Genomic DNA, 17,392 nt, shown 5'->3' with positions numbered 1-17,392 from the left:
TGTGGCAGCCGGCGCGGCAGTTGCCGACTGTTGTAAAGGGTCGCAAGTATATAATTTCTAAAGATTAATAACCATAAACGCGGTGAATGGTACATATAGCCGCGATGACCGATTCGGTTAATTTTAGTGTCCTCCCCGGCTATTGACCTGCTGCGGCTTTGGCGGCAAGATGTTCGGCCGTTATAACGCGGGGCCTCCTGTTTATACCGATTTTTTCCGGTCTCAATGCCCCGAAACCCACCGCTCACTCTGATCTGTTGGAGAATCCATGAAGGTTCTTGTTGCTGTTAAGCGCGTTGTTGACTACAACGTCAAGGTTCGCGCCAAAGGCGATGGCAGTGATGTTGATTTGAACAACGTCAAAATGGCCATCAACCCATTCTGTGAAATCGCCGTGGAAGAGGCCGTGCGTCTCAAGGAAGCGGGTGTGGCCACCGAGGTGATTGCCGTGTCCGTGGGCGAAAAAGCCTGCCAGGAACAAATCCGCACCGCGCTGGCGCTGGGCGCCGACCGCGGCATCCAGGTGGAAACCGAGGGCAGCGTGGAGCCGCTGGTCGTGGCCAAGCTGCTCAAGGGCGTGGTCGAGAAGGAACAGCCGCAGCTGGTCATCCTGGGCAAGCAGTCCATCGATGGCGACAACAACCAGACTGGCCAGATGCTGGGCGCGCTGACCAATATGGCCCAGGGCACCTTCGCGTCCGAAGTCAAGATCGACGGCGAGACCGTCAACGTGACCCGCGAAGTGGACGGCGGCCTGCAAACCGTGCAGCTGAAACTGCCCGCCATCGTTACCACCGACCTGCGCCTGAACGAGCCGCGCTACGCCTCCCTGCCCAACATCATGAAGGCCAAGAAGAAACAGCTGGATGTCTACTCTCCCGCTGACCTGGGTGTGGAAGTGAAATCCCATCTGAGCCAACTGAAGGTCGAGCCGCCGGCCGAGCGCCAGGCCGGTATCAAGGTCGAGGACGTGGATCAGCTGGTCGACAAACTGAAGAACGAGGCGAAGGTAATCTGATGAGCACACTGGTAATTGCAGAACACGACAACAGCGCCCTGAGCGGCGCCACCCTGAACGCGGTGACTGCAGCCCAGGCCCTGGGTGCGGACATCGATATCCTGGTCGCCGGCGCCAACTGTGCGGCGGTCGGCGAGCAAGCAGCAGCCGTGGCCGGCGTCAACAAGGTGCTGGTGGCCGACAACGCCGCTTACGAGCATCAGCTGGCGGAAAACGTGGCGCTGCTGATCGCAGAGGTTGGCGCCAACTACGACAATGTTGTGTCACCCGCTACCAGCAACGGCAAGAACACCATGCCTCGCGTGGCGGCCCTGCTGGACGTGGCGCAGATCTCGGACATCATCGGCGTGGAGTCCGCCGACACCTTCAAGCGCCCGATCTACGCGGGCAACGTAATCGCGACGGTTCAGACCTCCGACGCGAAGAAGGTGATCACCGTGCGCACCACTGCCTTTGACGCCGCCGCCGCAGAAGGCGGTTCCGCGAGCGTTGAGGCCGTGGGCGCGGTACACGACGCGGGCATTTCCACTTTTGTGGGAGAGGAACTGGCCAAGTCCGACCGTCCCGAACTGACCGCCGCTCCGGTGGTGATTTCCGGTGGCCGCGGCATGCAAAACGGCGACAACTTCAAGCTGCTGGATGGCATCGCCGACAAGCTGGGCGCGGCCATCGGCGCGTCCCGCGCGGCGGTCGATGCGGGCTTCGTGCCCAACGATATGCAGGTCGGCCAGACCGGCAAGATCGTGGCCCCGGACCTGTACATCGCGGTGGGCATCTCCGGCGCGATCCAGCACCTGGCGGGCATGAAGGACTCGAAGGTGATTGTGGCGATCAACAAGGACGAGGACGCACCGATCTTCCAGGTGGCGGACTACGGCCTGGTCGCCGACCTGTTCGACGCACTGCCGGAATTGGAAGCCAAGCTGTAACAGGGCTTTCATCCAAGTCGCGAAAAAGCCGGCCTTGCGCCGGCTTTTTTGTGGGTGTTCCGCGGGCGCAGCTCCATGTGCCGGAGGCCGCACTTCGCCCACGTTTTTTGCTTATTTTCCCGTGCGCGGTATGAGAAAATCGGCATTTGAGTCATACGTTGTAGTGTCCTGGATGTCCGCTAGTCACGGGGTTTCGCGCAGAGACCTGGTCAAGTATGCCGCCTGTCTCGGTTTGTCCTCGCTGGCACGCGCAGCGACGCCCTATGCCGCGGACTACCCCGATCCCTTCACGCTGGGCGTTGCCTCGGGCGATCCGCTTGCGGACGGGGTGGTACTGTGGACGCGGCTTGCGCCGGAGTTGGCTGGCGGCCCGCAACTTCGCGATGCCGACTTCCAGGTGCAGTGGCAGCTCGCACATGACAAGGACTTTCGGCGGCTGAAGGCCTCGGGCATCGCGGTGGCGGCCCGGCAACTGGCCCACAGTGTTCACGTGGAAGTCGACGGTCTTGCGCCCGGAACCCGCTACTATTACCGCTTTATCGCCGGGGGTTTTACCAGCGCGACGGGCCGCACCAAAACCTTGCCGGCACCGCGCGCGGGCGATCCGGATACGGCCTTGCGCTTCGCAACGGTAAGTTGCCAGGACTATACCCAGGGATATTTCCACGCCTATGAGCACATCGCGTCAGATGAGCTCGATTTGGTCATTCACCTGGGCGATTATATTTACGACTGGCCGCACAAACCCGGCGCGGTGTGGGGCGAGCCCGGCTATCTACGCCGGCACGTTGTCGGCCATCCCCGATCCCTGGCGGATTTTCGTGAACTTCACAGCCAGTACAAGCTGCAGACCGAGCTGCAGCGGGCCCATGCCGCCCACCCCTGGATCGGCCTGCTGGACAACCACGATGGCATCGAGGATTCCACGGCGCCAAAGGCCCGTAAGCAGGCGGCGTTCCAGGCCTATTATGAGCACATGCCGGTGCGGCTGTCAGGGGCGCCCGTGCTGTTTGAGGAGGGCTTCAAACGGCATTTTGTTCTCGACCTCGGCGACCTTGCCCGCTTTGTGTTTCTCGACACCCGGCAGTACAAGGACCCTCAGGGCGTGTGCGGCGCGGGTGAGGCGCCGGCCATCGACGGCGCCTATAACACCTCGATTAAACCCCGGTGCGACCTCAATCACCGGCCCGGGCGCACCATGCTCGGAGAGCGTCAGCGGTCCTGGCTGCTGGACGCGCTGGCGGGTTCGGCCTGCAGGTGGAATTTTATGGTGACGCCCTGCGTGATGACACCCTATGATTTCAAGCCGCCGGGCGGGGCGCACTTTCTCTACGGCTGGGACGGTTATCCCGAAGAACGTAAAGCCATTCTGTCGCACATCGAGTCAACGAATGTATCCAATCCCGTTTTCCTCTCGGGTGACTGGCACTCGTTCTGGGTAAACCAGGTGCGGATTCCCGGGCTCGAAAGCCGCCGCGCGGCGCCTGCGGAGTTTGCCACGACGGGCCTCACCTCGGGCTACCCCGGTAATCCCGACCTGATGCGTCAGTCACTGCAGGCAAATCCGCAGGTGCAATACCTGAATGTCGAAGACCGCGGATACGTGCGGTTCCACCTGTCGGCGGAGATGCTGGAAGCCAGTTGCGTGGCAGTTGACTGCACGGTGAGGGAGAGGGGGGCGGCCAGGACGGTTGCCCGTTTCAAAATGCCCCACCGGGCGGTGGACTCCGGTTCCCATACGGGCCCCAGGGTCCACCGGGTGGCTTGAGCGTTATTGGAAGCGGTAGGACGCTTCGAGGCCCCAGATGCGCGGTTCGTTGACATAGGCGGTCAGGTTATTGAAGTCGATGCCCCCCGTCACATTGGCTTCGTCGGTAATATTGCGAGAGAACAGCGCAATCTCGTATCCCGCCCCCAGGCCGCGGTAGCCCAGGCGCAGGCCGCCCTCGAACTGGGTGTCCGTGATGTACTCGGTACTCTCGTAAAGGAAGTCGTTGGTTTCTCCTTTGACTTTCCAGTCCGTATAGACAAACAGCTCATCGCCGTTCGCAAGCGGATGGGTATAAGACACCTCGAAGTTCAGATTCCATTTCGGCGCGTGCAGAAACGGGTTGCCATCGATAACCGCGTTGCCATTGGCGTCGATGGGATCCAGCACCGTGCACATTCCCGAACCACAGGGTTCTGTCGCCAGGCCGTCATCCCGATACTCTGTTTTGTTATAGCCAAATCCGCCGCTTATCAGCAGGCTTTCTGTCGCAAAGTAAGAGACATCCAGCTCAATGCCGTAACCAACCCCTTCCTCTGCATTGAGCAAGCGCACTGAGTTGGATTCCCCCCCAACAGCGGTGAGCTGCAGGTCGTCCACGACGTAATAGAAAACCGCGGAGTTGAGGCGAACCTTGTCAGCCAACTCCGCTTTGTAACCGAGTTCATAGGAGAGAATGGTCTCGGAGTCCGCCGTTGTGAGATCCGGATCGGCATTGAGCGTGGTTTGAATGGTGGGGGCGCGAAATCCGCTGGCTATGCGCCCGTACACCTGGGAGGCATCGCTGATCTGGTAGGCGAGCGAGGCTTCCAGGCTTGTGTCGTTGTCGCCCAGTTTTACCGGCGCCAGGGACCGGGCCAGATCGAAGTGGCTGGAAGAGGGCGGTGCGGCGTACCGGGCGGTTTTTTCGTCGTCGGTGTAGCGTATTCCAGCGGTCAGCACCAGGGCGTCCGTAAGGTCGTAGTCCGCCTGGGCGAACACCGCCCAGGTCGTGTTCTCGATAAACGTTGATGAGCGCACTCCGATACTGTCCGTTGGCGCCGCCGGCTCCGCGCTATTGAGGTCGACGAAGTTCAGTTCGTCCTCAAAGTAGAAAAAGCCCGCCTGGTAGTTGAGCGGCCCGTCGAGGAGACTGGTGAAACGCAGTTCCTGGGACAGCTGCTCAAGATCACTGTCGCTGGCGGTGTCCACCGGAAAGGGGATGTTGCCGGGGCCGCTCGGGTCGCCGCAGAAGTTGCACACGCCGCCATCCACATCGCTCCGGGAGAAGCGCGTTGCTTCCTGGTGGGAGGTAATCGATGTCAGCGTATAGCCGTCGCGGTCCCAGGTGAGGGTCAGGTTGGTGCCGCTGCCATCGGCTTCGGCGCGCTGATTGTCGCCACCATCGTAGTTGACCTTGTCGCGGTCGAAATGTCCGTTCAGGTCGTTGCTGCCGGTGCTGAGGATGTTGGCCCTGAAGGCGGATGACGTGTTGCCCCCCAGGTCCCGCCGCTGGTGAAGTAACAGCGCGCTGAAGCGGTCCGTGGGCGTCCACAGGAGCTGTGCCCGTCCCGCCCGCTCGTCAAAACCGCCGATGGCGTCGCGCTTCCCGGTGAAGGTATTGTCTATCCAGTTCGAGCGGTTCTGGCTGAGTACCGATATGCGACCGGACAATACGTTGTCGATCAGGCTGCCGCCCATGGCGCCTTCGAAGTTGAAGGTGCCGAGGTTCCCGACACTCGTGCGCACATAACCTTCGAGGTCATCGGTGGGCTTGTTGCTGTCGAACTTGATGATGCCCGCGGTGGTATTGCGGCCGTACAGGGTTCCCTGGGGGCCGCGTATAACCTCGATGGATTGCACGTCGAAGACCGGAAAACTCTTGAACGTGGATTTCTCCATCGGGACTTCGTCCATGACCACAGAGACGGGTTGGGAAGCGGCCGGATTGAAATCCGGATTACCCAGTCCGCGCATGTAGAACCTGGGCGCTGTTCGACCTCCCGAGGATTCGGCATACAATCCCGGAACCGCCCCGGCGAGCGCCAGTACCGTGTCACCGCCGGTGAATTTGCTGTCCAGCGATTCGCCGGCCAGTCGCGCGACCGACAGGGAAACATCCTGGATGCTTTCCTCCCGTTTCTGGGCGGTCACGACAACCTCCTCCATCAAGCCCTGCGCAACGGCATTGGGCGATTCCAGCGCGCAGGCCAGCATAAACAGGCTGAGTGTTGTCGGCGCAGTGCTGTCATAACGAAACATGATTCTATCCCCACAAAATGGATGTAATCTCGAATGGATGATTCGGGGCCAGCCCCAAGCCGGGCATTTAATCCGATGCCTGGCGTCAATTCTTGGGGATTTGGGCTTAATCGACGTGACCGATGGGCGCGCTACTGCAATCAAACTTTAACAATTGCGGTTGTCGCCCGGTCGCCAGGATGTTTGCGTCGAAATTCGTTCGGAGACATGCCGTGCATGCCCCGAAAGGACTGGCAGAAATGCGAGATGTCGTTGAATCCGCTTCGGTAGGCCACCTCGGTGATTGACAAGCCTTCGAGCCCGGGCGTGGTCAACAGCCTGGCCGCGTGACGAAGCCGGCAGGACTTGATGTGGCGGCTGATGGACGTACCTTCCGCAGCAAACAGGCGGTTGAGTTCCCGAACCGGCAGGCGCGATGCATCTGCCACGTCGGTCCTGCCAAAGCCTGGCTCATGAAAGTGCCGCTCGATCACCGCCTTGGCCTGTCTCAGATCATCGGCGTGGCGCTTGCGTTTTCGGTCGGGACTCCCCAGCGCATTGATGGCGTTGGCCACGATGGTGATGATGGAGTCTTCCAGCAAGCGGTCATCTTCCGCGGTGAGCTCCCGAATCGAATCGCCGAGGCTGGCGAGAAAACGCGCCGCCACGAGACCGTGGCCGCGGCCGGCGCAGAATGTGTTTCCCAGGGCCATTCCGGGGTTCGTCAGCCGCGATACCAGTAATTGCCTCGGTATCTGTAGCGTCATCATCTGGTAGTCATTTTCATGACGGATCAGATACGGCCGGCGCTGGTCGAGCAGAACGAACTCGTAGGGTTTCAGTCGAAACCGTTGGCCGTTCTGCTCAATGCAGGTCGTTCCCGCAATACTGAGGTTGAGTGTAAGTCCGTCCGGCAAGACGCTCGATTGGCTGCGGTTTGCAACCGCATGGGCTTCCCCTGCGCCCACGGCAAGCTGTATTGCTTTGATCGTATTGGTTTCCGCCCGGCAGCGAAAGTCGCGCTTTGAGCTAAAGCTGATCTCACACGGCGGATAGAGCTCCCGAAGGAAGTCCAACCAGTAATCCTGGCGGTCCGCCACGTCGAGTGACGCCGTGTCGTAGACTGCAAACATATCCTCGCGCTCGGCTGCTCGTCGGGTTCCGTTGCCGGAGGTTGCCACGATATTGGCAAACTGTGACAGCAGCGTTACGGTTGGCGCAGGCGAGGTGGTTTGCGCTTGCGGTGCCGGGTTGTTGCGGGCGCGGGCCGGCTGTTTTGCGCCTCGCCCGCGTCCCGGCTGTTTTGCGCCTCACCCGCGTCCCGGCCTGGATCAATCCCGCCGCAAGCGATCGGAAATCGCAATCGGCGTCGGATAGTTCAGCACCACGATATAGGAAGACGCCAGCAGCGTAATAATCGTCGTTGCCTGGATCAGCAGCGAGGCCGACTGGGAGATCAGTGAATTGGCGATCGCCACATAGGCAATCAGCAGCGAGAATTCACTGGCTTGCCCCAGGCGGAAACCCAGGTCCCAGGCCAGCACGCGTTTCTCGCTCATGCCCTTCAACAGATAGCGGTAGACCACCGGTTTTACCGCCAGCACCAGCGCCGACAGGATCAGCGCCGGTAGCAGCACGCTCCCCAGCAGCGCCAGCTCAAAGCGCGCGCCCACCGAGAAGAAAAACAGGATCAGGAAGAAATCCCGCAGCGGCTTCAGGTTCACCGCGATGTACTGCGAAATCGGGCTTGTCGCGATGGAAATACCCGCGATAAACGCCCCGATCTCCGCCGACAGCCCGATCACCTCCGCGGTCTCGGCCACGCCCAGGCACCAGCCCAGCGCCACCAGGAAAATGTACTCGTGGAAGCGATCAAAGCGCGTGATCAGCGGCAGCAGCGCGTAGCGGACCACCAGCCAGGCCGCCGCACCGAGCAGCGGCAGGGCGAGGAAGGGCAGCGCGATCTCCAGGCCCATCGCCTCCGGGTCCGCTTCGCCGCCAGCGGTGTTCAGCAGCATCAGCACAATGATCGCCAGCAAGTCCTGCAACAGCAGCAGGCCGATCATCAGCTCGCCGATATGGCGGTGGTGCAGGATGGTGGTGGGCAGCAGCTTGATGCCGATAATGGTCGAGGAAAACATCATCGCCGCGCCGATGACCAGCGACTCCAGCAGGCTAAAACCGAACAGCCAGGCCACGCCAAAGCCCATCAGGGTAAAGATCCCCGAGCTTGCCAGGCCAACCACCGTCGACTTGCGCAGGGTCGACACCAGGGCGCTGGGCTGCATGTCCAGCCCCAGCAGGAACAGCAGGAAAATGATTCCCACATGGCCCACATCGCTGAGCAGCTTGAGGTCGGTAACCAGGCTCAGCCCCGAGGGGCCGATGGCGGCGCCCAGGGCGATATAGGCGATAATCAGCGGCTGGCGGGTATACAGGGCGATGGACGCGAAGATCGCGGCGCCAGTGAAAATGAGAAAAAACGAGAATGTGATGCTGCTGCCGTCCATAAACCGCCGATACCCCCTGTTTAGCAACAGTGTAAAGGAGCGGCGCAGGGGTGCACAGCGCTAATGGCGCGACGCCGGGGGGAAAGCGGCCGGATGAATCCGGCCCTACAAGGGGCCGTGCAGGATCGAATTCATGCGACCACAAACCCCAAAGCCCAGCCAGTCGAGAGCCGCCCCTGTAGGGTCGAATTCATTCGACCACAAACCCCAAAGCCCAGCCAGGCGAGAGCCGCTAATGTAGGGTCGAATTCATTCGACCATCAGCCGCGTAAATCTACTGCCCTAAAAGGTAGGCAAGCCCAGCCTCACTCCCGCCGGCGGAACAGGGGCAGGGGCTGGTCAATGGCCGCCTGGTAGTGCTCGCTGAAATCGCGGAGGCTGTCGAGGGCTCCTTCCAGCTCGCTCTCGTCCGCCAGTTGGAAGGCGTTAAAACCGCAGCGCAAGAGGAGGTGCAGTTGATCGCGAATAAAGGCGCCCACCGCGCGCAGTTCGCCACGATAACCGCGCTCGCGCAGCTCGCGCGCGTAGGAAAAGCCGCGGCCGTCGGTGAACGATGGAAAGTCCACCGTTACCAGCTCGATCTCGTCCAGGTGGGGCAGCAGTGGTTCTACCCCGTCGCCGGGTTCCAGCTGCACCGCGCTGCCGCGTTTGTCTTCGAGTTTCTCCCACTGCGCGAGTGTGGCGATGGCGCCCTGGGCGACCTGTTCAGCCTCCGCTTCCGGGGCGCGCCAGTGGTCGTCGGCGACTACCGCGCCGTCTTTAATCAGCTTTGGCATACACGCGCTCCTTGAAGGGGTCGATGCCCACCCGGTTGTAGGTGTCGAGAAACGACTCTTCCTCGGTCCTGAGCTCCACATAGGTGCCGAGAATTTTGTCCATGACCTCGGGCATGTCTTCCTGTTTGAAGGACGGGCCGAGGATCTTGCCCAGGGAGGCGTTTTTCGCCTGGTTGCCACCGAGTGACACCTGGTAGAACTCCTGGCCCTTCTTGTCCACGCCGAGGATGCCGATGTGGCCGATGTGGTGGTGGCCGCAGGCGTTCATGCAGCCGCTGATATTGAGGTCGATGGGACCCAGGTCGTAGACATAGTCCATGTCGTTGAAGCGCGACTGGATCGCCTCCGCCACCGGGATTGACTTGGCGTTGGCCAGCGCGCAGTAATCGCCGCCGGGGCAGCAGATCACGTCGGTGAGGTAGCCGATGTTGGGCGTGGCCAGTCCGGCTTTCTGCAGGGCCTGCCACAGCGCGTACAAATCGGACTGGCGCACGTCCGCCAGCACCATGTTCTGCTGGTGGGTGGTGCGCAATTCGTTGAAGCTGTAGCGCTCCGCGAGATCCGCGAGCAAATCCAACTGTTTGTCGGTGACATCGCCGGGGGCGTAGCCGGTGGCCTTGAGCGAGATGGTGACCGCGCGGTAGCCCGGAACGCGGTGGGCCACGGTGTTGCGCTTGACCCAATTGGCGAAAATCGGGTCGCGCTGCGCCTGCTCCGCCAGCGCCGCCTCGGCGGCGGCGCCGTCGAGTTGCTCGTAGTCCGGGCTCACAAAGAAGGACTTGGCGCGGGCGATGGCCTCGTCGGTCAGTGTCGAGGGGCCATCCTTGAGCGGGGCCCATTCTTTTTCCACCGCGTCGCGGAAGGCCTCGACGCCCATGGCCTTGACCAGGATTTTGATGCGGGCCTTGAACTTGTTGTCGCGTCGGCCGTGTTGGTTGTAGACCCGGAGAATGGCTTCCAGGTAGGTCAACAGGTGTTTTTTCTCGATCCACGGGATGATGACCGAGCCGATCACCGGGGTGCGGCCGAGACCGCCGCCGGCGAGTATCTTGAAACCGACCTCGCCAGTTTCATTGGGCAGCAACTCCACGCCGATGTCGTGGGAGTGGATGGCGGCGCGATCCTGTTCGGTACCGCACACCGCGATCTTGAACTTGCGCGGCAGGAAGGCGAATTCCGGGTGGAACGTGCTCCACTGGCGGATGATCTCGCAGTAGGGGCGCGGGTCTTCGAGCTCGTCGCTGGCCACGCCGGCGAACTGATCGGTAGTGGTGTTGCGGATGCAGTTGCCGCTGGTCTGGATGGCGTGCATCTGCACGCTGGCCAGTTCCGCGAGGATGTCGGGGACTTCTTCCAGCCGCGGCCAGTTGAGCTGGATATTCTGGCGGGTGCTGACGTGAGCGTAGCCCTTGTCGTAGTGGCGTGTGATATGCGCCAGCTTGCGCAACTGCGTGGCGTTCAGCAGCCCGTAGGGCACCGCGATGCGCATCATCGGCGCCAGGCGCTGTACATACAGGCCGTTCTGCAGGCGCAGGGGCAGGAACTGCTCCTCGGTCAGCTTGCCATCGAGGTAGCGCCGGGTCTGGTCGCGAAACTGGGCGACCCGCTCGTCGACAATGCGCTGGTCGTATTCATCGTAAACGTACATCTGACAGTCCTGTCACTGCTGTGCATGGCTTTTGTGAGGGCGCTACCTTACCAGAAAAGCAACTGGGTTAAATATGCCTTCTTTTCATAAGGTTAGAACCGGTTTTAGGGAAGGGGCCTGTTCCCGGGGGACTTCCCAAGTACGGGTGCGTTGCTATAATGCGAGCGCCAAATAACAAAGCAGTTGGCCAGTGTTTTCAATCAACGGGGGAGCCCATGTCAAAACAGACCAGCGAGTACAACGATGGCGGCGCGGATGCCGTCGCCGCCACCGCGATTATCTCCATCATCGTATTCAGCCTCTATCTGTGGCTGTCAGGCATGCCGCACTAAGGAAGTCGCCCCCGGGGGCCGGGGACGGCCTCGGCCTCAGTCCCCGGCGCTGTTCAGCACCAGTTGCACCACGGTGTAAACAGTGCCGATAAACAGCAGGGTGAACACCAGCCCGGCCGCCACGAATATCCCGAACCGGCCCTGTTTGAAATCCCGCTCGCGGTTGCGGCTGCTCTGCACGCCGAAGCCGGCGGCAAAGACGCTGCCGACTACCTGCAGGGGGCCCATCCTGCCTCGCTTGCGTTCGCCCTGGGGCGTTTTGCTGTCTTCGCTGCTCACCAATACTTCCCTCTCAATCACTTAGGTTCGGCGCCAGCCAGCGCGCCATTTCGTCCGCCGCCACGGCCTTGCGCCGCGCAAGGCTTTCGAGTTGGTCGCGGCCGATTTTGCCCACCGAGAAATAACGCGAATCGGGGTGGGAGAAGTACCAGCCACTCACCGACGACGCCGGCATCATCGCAAAGCTGTCCGACAAACTCACCCCGGTGGCCGCCGTGGCGTCCAGGAGTTGGAACAGGGTGTCTTTTTCGGTGTGGTCCGGGCAGGCCGGATAGCCGGGGGCCGGACGAATGCCGCGGTAGCGCTCGCGAATCAGGGCCTGGTTGTCCAGATCCTCGTCGGCGGCGTAGCCCCACAGCTCGCGACGCACGCGGCGGTGCAGGTATTCAGCGAAGGCCTCGGCGAGGCGGTCGGCCAGCGCCTTGAGCATGATGCTGCTGTAGTCGTCGTGGGCGGCCTCGAAGGCCGCCGCCCGCTCCGCCACGCCGTGGCCGGTGGTGACGCAGAATCCGCCGAGGTAATCGGGAGCGCCGTCTTCGGTGGCGATGTAGTCCGCCAGGCAGAAGTTGGCCTCGCCGCTGGGTTTTTCCATTTGCTGGCGCAGGTGATGCACGGTGGCCAGCTCGCTCTCGCGGCCGTCGTCGCCGTACAGCACGATATCGTCGCCGCGGCGGGCGGCGGGCCAGAAGCCCAGCACCGCCCTCGGCTCGAGCCAGTTTTCGGCGATGATCCTGTCGAGCATGGCCCGGGCGTCCCGGAACAGCTCCCTCGCCTGGGCACCGACTTTCTCGTCCTCGAGGATCGCCGGGTATTTGCCCGCCAGTTCCCAGGAAATGAAGAAAGGCGTCCAATCGATGTAGGGCTCGAGGTCCCGCAGCGACACGTCGTCGATGACCCGGGTGCCGGTGAATGTCGGCACCGGCGGGGTGTAGCCCGCCCAGTCGAGTTCGGGCCCCTTAGCCGCGGCCTCGGGGTAGGGCAGGGTGCGGCTGCGCGGCTTGCGGTTGGCGACCCGCTCGCGCACGGTCTCGTATTCCGCCTTGAGCTGCTCGATATAGGCCTGCTTGTTGCGACCCATCAGCTGCGTGGCCACCGACACGCTGCGCGATGCGTCGGGCACGTAGATGACCTGGTCGCGGTCGTAGCTCGGCTCGATCTTCACCGCGGTGTGGGCCTTGGAGGTGGTGGCGCCGCCGATCATCAGCGGAATGTCGAAGCCCTCGCGCTGCATTTCGCCGGCGACGTTGACCATCTCGTCCAGCGAGGGCGTGATAAGGCCGGACAGGCCGATGATATCGACCTGCTTCTCTCGCGCGACACGCAGGATTTCCTCGCAGTGCACCATCACCCCGAGGTCGATCACTTCGAAGTTATTGCACTGCAGCACCACGCCGACGATATTCTTGCCGATGTCGTGCACGTCTCCCTTGACCGTGGCCATCAGAATCCTGCCGTTGGTCTGGGTGCTGTCGGTTTTCTCTTCTTCGATGAAGGGCTGCAGGTAGGCGACCGACTGCTTCATCACCCGCGCGCTCTTGACCACCTGGGGCAGGAACATCTTGCCGTCGCCGAACAGGTCGCCGACCACGTTCATGCCGTCCATCAGCGGCCCCTCGATCACCTCGATGGGGCGGTCGAAGGCCTGCCGGGCCTCTTCGCTGTCCTCGATGATGTAGGTGTTGATGCCCTTGACCAACGCGTGCTCGAGGCGTTTTGCCACCGGCAGTTCGCGCCAGCCCAGGTCCTCCTTGCGCTCGGCGGGGCCGCCGCTGTCGCGGTAGCGCTCGGCCAGCTCCAGCAGGCGCTCGGTGGCGTCATCGCGCCGGTTGAGGATCACGTCCTCCACCGCCTCGCGCAGCTCCCGCGGCAATTCGTCGTAGACCGCCAGCTGCCCGGCGTTGACGATGCCCATGTCCATGCCGGCGCGGATGGCGTGGTAGAGGAACACCGAGTGGATGGCCTCGCGCACCGCGTTGTTGCCGCGGAAGGAAAAGGACACATTGGAAACCCCGCCGGACACCAGTGCGCCGGGCAGCTGCTCCTTGATGAAGCGCGCGCCCTCGATAAAGTCCACCGCGTAGTTATTGTGTTCCTCGATACCGGTGGCGACCGCGAAAATATTGGGGTCGAAGATGATGTCGCAGGGGTTGAAGCCCACGGTGTTCACCAGCAGGTCGTAGCTGCGACGGCAGATTTGCTCGCGGCGCGCCAGGTTGTCCGCCTGGCCGTCCTCGTCGAAGGCCATGACCACCACGGCGGCGCCGTAGCGCCGGCACAGGCGGGCCTGTTCGAGGAATTCCTCCTCGCCCGCCTTGAGGCTGATGGAGTTGACCACCGGCTTGCCCTGGATGCACTTGAGGCCGGCCTCGATGACACTCCACTTGGAGGAGTCCACCATGATCGGCACGCGGGAGATGTCGGGTTCCGAGGCCACCAGGTTGAGGAAGGTCACCATGGCCTCCTCGGCGTCCAGCATGCCCTCGTCCATGTTGATATCGATAATCTGCGCGCCGTCCTCCACCTGGGTGCGCGCCACGTCCAGGGCGGTTTCGTAGTCGCCCTCCAGTACCAGGCGCTTGAAGCGCGCCGAGCCGGTCACGTTGCAGCGCTCGCCGACATTGACGAACAGACTGTCGGCGGTGATGTTGAAGGGCTCCAGGCCGCTCAGGCGGCAGGCGGGCGCGGGGACGGGCAGGGGGCGCGGGGCGACGCCCTCCACGGCCGCGGCGATGGCGCGGATATGGTCCGGGGTGGTGCCGCAGCAGCCCCCGGCCAGGTTGAGCATGCCGCGCTCGGCAAAGCCGCGGAAGTCGTCGTGCATGTCCGCCGGGGTCTCGTCGTACTCGCCGAAGGCATTGGGCAGGCCGGCGTTCAGGTGGGCGCTGAAATAGCAGCTGGCAACACTAGAAAGCTCTTCAAGAAATGGCCGTATCTCTTTGAATCTTCGACCACAATTACTTCCTACAATCAGCGGATTGGCATGGGCGATGGCGTTCCAGAAGGCCTCGGGGCTTTGGCCCGAAAGCACCCGCCCGCTGGTGTCGGGGAAGGTGACCGAGATCATCAGCGGCAGCTCCCGCCCGAGTTCCTCGAACACGCCCCGCACCGCGAAGATCGCGGCCTTGGCATTGAGGGTGTCGAAGATGGTCTCGATCATCAGCAGGTCGGCGCCGCCCTCGATCAGGCCGCGGGCGGCGTCGGTGTAGTCTTTCACCAGGTCGCCGAAGTGGATGTTGCGGGCGCCGGGGTCGTTCACGTCCGGGGAAATGGACGCGGTACGCGGGGTCGGGCCCAATACCCCGGCCACGTAGCGCGGTTTGTCCGGCGTGGCGCGGGTAACCTCGTCCGCCACTTCGCGGGCCAGGCGGGCCCCGACGAGGTTCAGCTCGCCGGCGACGGCCTCCAGGCCGTAGTCGCCCTGGGCCACGGCGGTGCTGTTGAAGGTGTTGGTGCCGATGATGTCGGCGCCGGCGTCGAGAAACTCCCGGTGCAGCATCTGGATCACGTCCGGCCGGGTCAGGGACAGCAGGTCATTGTTGCCCTTGAGGTCCCCCGGGTGTTCCGCGAAACGCTCCCCGCGATAATCGGCCTCCACGAGGCCCTGTGCCTGAATCATGGTGCCCATGGCGCCATCCAGCACCAGGATCCGTTCATTCAGGGCTCGCTCGAGGGCGGCGTGTAAGGGTTTGTCGTTGGACATTACCGGTTCTTCTCTATGCGCTGTATTTCGGTTCGGCCTTCGCGGCGCCGGCGCGGCGTCCGGACCTTGAAAGGGGGCGTATTCTACCAGAAGCGGCCACGGGGACGGACCGCTATTTCAAACACATCTCGTACATTGCCGCCGGGAGTGGTAGAATACTTGACTAAATTACTCGGAAACGAATGGCTTATGGTAACCATCACTGAATCGGCCCAGGAATACCTCGCGGAGCTGCTGTCCAAGCAGGAAGACGCGCTGGGCGTGAGGGTCTTCATCAACCAGCCCGGTACCCCGCGCGCGGAAACCTGCATCGCCTACTGCCGCGACGGCGACGTGGAAGAGGGTGACGAGGAGCGCAAGTTTGAGCTGTTCACCGCCTGGTTCGACGGCCGCAGCCTGCCTTATCTGGAAGACGCGCTGGTGGATTACGCCAAGGACCGCATGGGTGGCCAGCTCACCATCAAGGCGCCCAACGCCAAGCTGCCCCGCGTCGACGAGAACAGCCCGCTGGAAGACCGTATCAATTATGTGCTGTACAACGAGGTCAATCCGGCCCTGGCCGCCCACGGCGGCGAGGTGAGCCTGGTGGAGGTGACCGAGGACAGCTTCGCGGTGTTGCGCTTCGGCGGTGGCTGCCAGGGTTGCGGCATGGTCGATCAGACACTCAAGGGCGGGGTGGAGAAAACCCTGCTGGAGCAGCTGCCCCAGCTCAAGGGCGTGCGCGACATGACAGACCACACCGACCGCAGCAACGCCTACTATTGATGGATTGCCCGGCTGGACGCGCCCGCGTCCGGCCATGTCACCGGCGCACCTTGACGAAAAGCGGCGCAATAAATTGCGCCCTACACGTCCCGCGCCACCTCCCGTAGGATCCAATTCACTCGCCCCAAACCGGCAAAGCGCCACCCCCTGTAGGGTCGAATTCATTCGACCAAAAACGGCAGAGAGGCTCCCCCCATAGGGCCGAACTCACTCGACCAAGTAACACCAAAAAGATTGCCCGGAAAAGAGAACCAGGCCCGGCTCCCCGCAAGTCCGGCATCACCGCCCAGGCAGCACGTCCTTCAATTTGTCCCGCATCTCGCGCAGGCAGGACGCGGTCGTCTCCCAGTCGATACAGCCGTCGGTCACCGACACCCCGTACTCCAGCTCGGACAAGTCCTGCGGAATGGACTGGTTGCCGGCTTTCAGGTTGCTCTCGATCATCAGTCCGACGATGGAGCGGTTGCCTTCCAGAATCTGGTTGGCCACGTTTTCCACCACCAGCGGCTGCAGTTCGGGTTGCTTGTTGGAGTTGGCGTGGCTGCAGTCGACCATGATATTGCCCGGCAGCTTTGCCTTGGTCAGGGCTTCCTCGCAGAGCTTGATATGCACCGAGTCGTAGTTGGGGCCCGATGACCCGCCGCGCAATACCACATGGCCGTAGCGGTTGCCCTTGGTGGTGTATACCGACACCTGGCCCTCGTGGTTGATGCCGAGGAAGCGGTGGGGATTGGCCACGGAGTTGAGGGCGTTCATCGCCACGGTCAGGCTGCCGTCGGTGCCGTTCTTGAAGCCCACCGCGCTGGACAGTCCACTGGCCATTTCGCGGTGGGTCTGGGATTCGGTGGTGCGCGCGCCAATGGCCGACCAGCTGATCAGGTCCTGCAGGTACTGCGGCGAGATCGGGTCCAGGGCCTCGGTGGAGGTGGGTAGCCCCAGCTCCAGGATGTCCAGCAGCAACTTGCGCCCCAACTGCAGCCCCTCCTCGATTTTGAAGGAGTCGTCGAGGTGGGGGTCGTTGATCAGGCCCTTCCAGCCGACCGTGGTGCGCGGTTTCTCAAAGTACACGCGCATGACGATGTACAGGGTGTCGGCGAGCTCGTCCGCCAGGTCGCGCAGGCGCCGGGCGTAATCCATGGCCGCGGCGGGATCGTGGATCGAGCAGGGGCCCACCACCACGAACAGGCGCGGGTCCTTGCGGTCGAGGATGTCCCAGATTACCTGCCGGCTGCCGGTGACGGTATCCTGCACCGCCTGCGTCATCGGCAGCGATGCCTTCAGTTGCTCCGGCGTCACCAGCACATCCTGGGACGCGACGTTGATATTGTGTACTGCCATATTGCTCATTACTGCTCACCTGCTAGAGTGATTGCCTCGCGCGTCCCCGCACAGAACGAAGGCGCGTCATTCTATAGCAGCCCGCGGCCTTTGGGTAGGAACCCGGCGG

General features: G+C 62.5%; 13 protein-coding genes. 5 read left to right on the top strand and 8 right to left on the bottom strand.

Going from position 1 to position 17,392, the window contains the following annotated elements:
• Positions 1-268: 268 nt before the first annotated feature.
• From JYP50_RS13935 to JYP50_RS13925, 3 genes are all read left to right on the top strand, one after another.
• Positions 269-1,018, top strand: coding sequence for an electron transfer flavoprotein subunit beta/FixA family protein (locus JYP50_RS13935; protein WP_206561153.1), 750 nt, complete (start codon positions 269-271; stop codon positions 1,016-1,018).
• Complete coding sequence (locus tag JYP50_RS13930) at positions 1,018-1,947, top strand: electron transfer flavoprotein subunit alpha/FixB family protein (protein WP_206561152.1); 930 nt, start codon at positions 1,018-1,020, stop codon at positions 1,945-1,947. Before JYP50_RS13935 ends, JYP50_RS13930 begins: the two co-directional genes overlap by 1 nt.
• A 130-nt stretch (positions 1,948-2,077) precedes the next feature.
• Positions 2,078-3,715, top strand: a complete 1,638-nt coding sequence (locus JYP50_RS13925; RefSeq protein WP_206561151.1) for an alkaline phosphatase D family protein — start codon at positions 2,078-2,080, stop codon at positions 3,713-3,715.
• A gap of 3 nt (positions 3,716-3,718) precedes the next feature.
• Here JYP50_RS13925 and JYP50_RS13920 read toward each other — a convergent pair whose 3' ends face one another.
• The 5 genes from JYP50_RS13920 to JYP50_RS13900 form a co-directional block, all read right to left on the bottom strand.
• On the bottom strand, positions 3,719-5,956 hold the full coding sequence (locus tag JYP50_RS13920) for a TonB-dependent receptor (protein ID WP_206561150.1): 2,238 nt from the start codon (positions 5,954-5,956) through the stop codon (positions 3,719-3,721).
• Positions 5,957-6,096: 140 nt separating this feature from the next.
• A complete protein-coding gene (locus JYP50_RS13915; protein ID WP_206561149.1) occupies positions 6,097-7,068 on the bottom strand; it encodes a helix-turn-helix domain-containing protein in 972 nt (323 codons plus the stop codon).
• A gap of 198 nt (positions 7,069-7,266) precedes the next feature.
• Complete coding sequence (locus JYP50_RS13910) at positions 7,267-8,445, bottom strand: cation:proton antiporter (protein WP_206561148.1); 1,179 nt, start codon at positions 8,443-8,445, stop codon at positions 7,267-7,269.
• 305 nt (positions 8,446-8,750) lie between these two features.
• Entirely contained in the window at positions 8,751-9,221 is a 471-nt protein-coding gene (locus JYP50_RS13905) for a DUF934 domain-containing protein (protein WP_206561147.1), read from the bottom strand.
• Complete coding sequence (locus JYP50_RS13900) at positions 9,205-10,869, bottom strand: nitrite/sulfite reductase (RefSeq protein WP_206561146.1); 1,665 nt, start codon at positions 10,867-10,869, stop codon at positions 9,205-9,207. Before JYP50_RS13900 ends, JYP50_RS13905 begins: the two co-directional genes overlap by 17 nt.
• Positions 10,870-11,084: 215 nt before the next feature.
• Between JYP50_RS13900 and JYP50_RS13895 the strand changes: the two genes are divergently transcribed.
• Positions 11,085-11,201: a methionine synthase gene (locus JYP50_RS13895; RefSeq protein ID WP_206561145.1), complete on the top strand. Its 117-nt coding sequence runs from the start codon at positions 11,085-11,087 to the stop codon at positions 11,199-11,201.
• Positions 11,202-11,237: 36 nt separating this feature from the next.
• On the opposite strand, the gene JYP50_RS13890 is transcribed toward JYP50_RS13895, so the two are convergent.
• Together JYP50_RS13890 and metH are read right to left on the bottom strand one after the other, a co-directional pair.
• Positions 11,238-11,480 (bottom strand): DUF2970 domain-containing protein, encoded by a 243-nt coding sequence (locus JYP50_RS13890; RefSeq protein WP_347136793.1) that lies wholly within the window; start codon positions 11,478-11,480, stop codon positions 11,238-11,240.
• A 13-nt stretch (positions 11,481-11,493) separates the two neighbouring features.
• On the bottom strand, positions 11,494-15,180 hold the full coding sequence (gene metH / locus JYP50_RS13885) for a methionine synthase (protein ID WP_206561144.1): 3,687 nt from the start codon (positions 15,178-15,180) through the stop codon (positions 11,494-11,496).
• Positions 15,181-15,369: 189 nt separating this feature from the next.
• Here metH and nfuA point away from each other — a divergent pair, with 189 nt between their 5' ends.
• A complete protein-coding gene (gene nfuA, locus JYP50_RS13880; protein WP_206561143.1) occupies positions 15,370-15,945 on the top strand; it encodes a Fe-S biogenesis protein NfuA in 576 nt (191 codons plus the stop codon).
• A gap of 279 nt (positions 15,946-16,224) precedes the next feature.
• On the opposite strand, the gene JYP50_RS13875 is transcribed toward nfuA, so the two are convergent.
• Entirely contained in the window at positions 16,225-17,292 is a 1,068-nt protein-coding gene (locus JYP50_RS13875; RefSeq protein ID WP_206561142.1) for a 3-deoxy-7-phosphoheptulonate synthase, read from the bottom strand.
• Positions 17,293-17,392: the final 100 nt, after the last annotated feature.

It is taken from the genome of Parahaliea mediterranea, assembly GCF_017255185.1.
GTDB lineage: Bacteria > Pseudomonadota > Gammaproteobacteria > Pseudomonadales > Halieaceae > JAFKCZ01.
Note: the sequence above shows the minus strand (reverse complement) of the source record. Positions and strands in the feature narration are given on the sequence as shown.

Bases quoted from the DNA above. Each gene is read 5' to 3' on its own strand.
- JYP50_RS13875 (WP_206561142.1), bottom strand. From the start codon at position 17,292: ATGAGCAATATGGCAGTACACAATATCAACGTCGCGTCCCAGGATGTG.
- JYP50_RS13910 (WP_206561148.1), bottom strand. From the start codon at position 8,445: ATGGACGGCAGCAGCATCACATTCTCGTTTTTTCTCATTTTCACTGGC.
- nfuA (WP_206561143.1), top strand. From the start codon at position 15,370: ATGGTAACCATCACTGAATCGGCCCAGGAATACCTCGCGGAGCTGCTG.
- JYP50_RS13925 (WP_206561151.1), top strand. From the start codon at position 2,078: ATGAGAAAATCGGCATTTGAGTCATACGTTGTAGTGTCCTGGATGTCC.
- JYP50_RS13895 (WP_206561145.1), top strand. From the start codon at position 11,085: ATGTCAAAACAGACCAGCGAGTACAACGATGGCGGCGCGGATGCCGTC.
- JYP50_RS13915 (WP_206561149.1), bottom strand. From the start codon at position 7,068: ATGTTTGCAGTCTACGACACGGCGTCACTCGACGTGGCGGACCGCCAG.
- JYP50_RS13920 (WP_206561150.1), bottom strand. From the start codon at position 5,956: ATGTTTCGTTATGACAGCACTGCGCCGACAACACTCAGCCTGTTTATG.
- JYP50_RS13900 (WP_206561146.1), bottom strand. From the start codon at position 10,869: ATGTACGTTTACGATGAATACGACCAGCGCATTGTCGACGAGCGGGTC.
- JYP50_RS13935 (WP_206561153.1), top strand. From the start codon at position 269: ATGAAGGTTCTTGTTGCTGTTAAGCGCGTTGTTGACTACAACGTCAAG.
- JYP50_RS13905 (WP_206561147.1), bottom strand. From the start codon at position 9,221: ATGCCAAAGCTGATTAAAGACGGCGCGGTAGTCGCCGACGACCACTGG.
- JYP50_RS13930 (WP_206561152.1), top strand. From the start codon at position 1,018: ATGAGCACACTGGTAATTGCAGAACACGACAACAGCGCCCTGAGCGGC.
- metH (WP_206561144.1), bottom strand. From the start codon at position 15,180: ATGTCCAACGACAAACCCTTACACGCCGCCCTCGAGCGAGCCCTGAAT.